The sequence below is a fragment of the Kitasatospora sp. NPDC056327 genome, from assembly GCF_042261735.1.
In the GTDB taxonomy this organism is placed as follows: Bacteria; Actinomycetota; Actinomycetes; order Streptomycetales; family Streptomycetaceae; genus Kitasatospora.
The window spans coordinates 1-2,020 of record NZ_JBHJRC010000528.1 but is presented as its reverse complement, the minus strand read 5'-3'; the positions used below and the strand labels follow the sequence as shown (position 1 = coordinate 2,020).

The 2,020-nt window shown below is 73.0% G+C and carries 2 protein-coding genes; one reads left to right on the top strand and one right to left on the bottom strand.

Annotated elements, in window-relative coordinates; all coding sequences use genetic code 11:
* Nucleotides 1-119: 119 nt before the first annotated feature.
* Entirely contained in the window at nucleotides 120-635 is a 516-nt protein-coding gene (locus tag ACFCX4_RS36055) for a DUF4245 domain-containing protein (protein ID WP_376151675.1), read from the bottom strand.
* Between the two features lie 235 nt (nucleotides 636-870).
* On the opposite strand from ACFCX4_RS36055, the gene glpX reads away from it, so the two are divergent.
* Nucleotides 871-1,911, top strand: coding sequence for a class II fructose-bisphosphatase (glpX, locus tag ACFCX4_RS36050; protein ID WP_376151673.1), 1,041 nt, complete (start codon nucleotides 871-873; stop codon nucleotides 1,909-1,911).
* The last annotated feature ends 109 nt before the right edge of the window (nucleotides 1,912-2,020 follow it).

Here is a 2,020-nt window from a genome sequence, read left to right as displayed (position 1 = left end):
GCCCCGCACACCGGGTGTGCGGGGCCCCTCGCGCCGTGCTCCTCGCGCCGTGCCCGGCGCGGCCCCGGCGGGCGCCGCCCCGGGGAGCGGAGATCTCCGCTCCGGGGGCGGAAACCGGACTACTTCAGCGCCGTCGCCAGCTCGGCCAGCTCCTCGTAGGAGGCGGTGCCGGTCAGCACCGTGATCGCGTCGCCGGACCGCACGGTGAGCGCGCGCGCCTTCGGGCCCTGGACCTTCTCCCAGGTCTGCCCCGCGACGTCCAGGGTCCCGTCGGGCCTGCCGTCGGCCACCGCCGCCTTGAGCACGTCGTCCGGCTTGACGTCGCTCTGCTCGACGGCCGCGTACTGGCCGGCCGGCGTCACGAAGCCCAGGTGCCAGGCGTTGCCCTTGCCGTTGCTGATCGCGGCCGGGTTGTAGGTGACCGAGGTGGCCCGCCACTGCGCGGGCAGGCCCTCCGGGGCGAGCAGCGGATACGGCGCGGCGCGCTTCGCCGAGGCCGCGGCCACCCGGTACTCCACCGTGCGGACCCCGTCGCTGTCCGCGTCGTGCGGCAGGAACAGGTACCCGACCCAGACCACGACGCCGACGGCCAGCATCGACAGGATCATGTCCCGTACGGTCTGCCGGCCCCTCATTCCCTTGCTCTCTCCAGCCACCCCCACATGGTGACTCATGCCGACGCGAACGCCCGCACCCGGGGTCCGCACGCCGGGGTGAAGCGGCGTGGAACCTGCCGTTGCCGTCCCGCCGGGGGACCGCGCCACAGACACCGCCCACGGGTACGGATACGATCGCAACACCCTCACCACGGCGTTCGACCAGGCAGTAGTCGGGCGCTCACTGGCCGTCGCGTACAGAGAGGTAACGACGATGACCACGCAGTACCCGCACCACCTCCCCAGTTCCCTGGAGGTCGCGCCGGAGGCTCCGGACCGGAACCTCGCGCTCGAACTCGTCCGGGTCACCGAGGCGGCGGCGCTCGCCGCCGGCCGCTGGGTCGGCCGCGGCGACAAGAACGGCGCCGACGGCGCGGCCGTCCGCGCCATGCGCACCCTCGTCTCCACCGTCTCGATGAACGGCGTCGTCGTCATCGGCGAGGGCGAGAAGGACGAGGCCCCGATGCTCTACAACGGCGAGCGGGTCGGCGACGGCACCGGCGCCGAGTGCGACGTCGCGGTGGACCCGGTGGACGGCACCACCCTCACCGCCAAGGGCATGAACAACGCGGTCGCCGTCCTGGCGGTCGCCGACCGCGGCACCATGTTCGACCCGAGCGCGGTCTTCTACATGGACAAGCTGGTCGCCGGCCCGGAGGCCGCCGACTTCGTGGACATCACCGCGCCGCCGGCCGTCAACATCCGCCGGGTCGCCAAGGCCAAGGGCATCGCCGTCGAGGACGTCACCGTCGTCGTCCTCGACCGGCCGCGCCACCAGGGCCTGATCAAGGAGATCCGCGAGGCCGGCGCCCGGATCAAGTACATCTCCGACGGCGACGTCGCCGGCGCCATCATGGCCGCCCGCGAGGGCACCGGCGTCGACCTCCTGATGGGCGTCGGCGGCACCCCCGAGGGCATCATCGCGGCCTGCGCGATGAAGTGCATGGGCGGCGTCATCCAGGGCCGGCTCTGGCCCAAGGACGACGCCGAGCGCCGGAAGGCGCTGGACGCCGGGCACGACCTCGACCGGGTGCTCTCCACCGACGACCTGGTCAGCGGCGAGAACGTGTTCTTCGTCGCCACCGGGATCACCGACGGCGAGCTGCTGCGCGGCGTGCACTACCGCCAGGAGACCGCCACCACCAGCTCGCTGGTGATGCGTTCCAAGAGCGGCACCATCCGGGAGATCCACTCCACCCACAAGCTGTCCAAGCTGCGGGCCTACAGCGCGATCGACTTCGACCGCGCCAACTGAGCCGGGCGGCGTCCCGCCGCCCCGGCACGGCACCACGGCACCGCACGACAGCAGCACCGCACGGCGCAGCACGGCCCGCGGCCTCGGCGAAATCCCCCTTCGCCGAGGC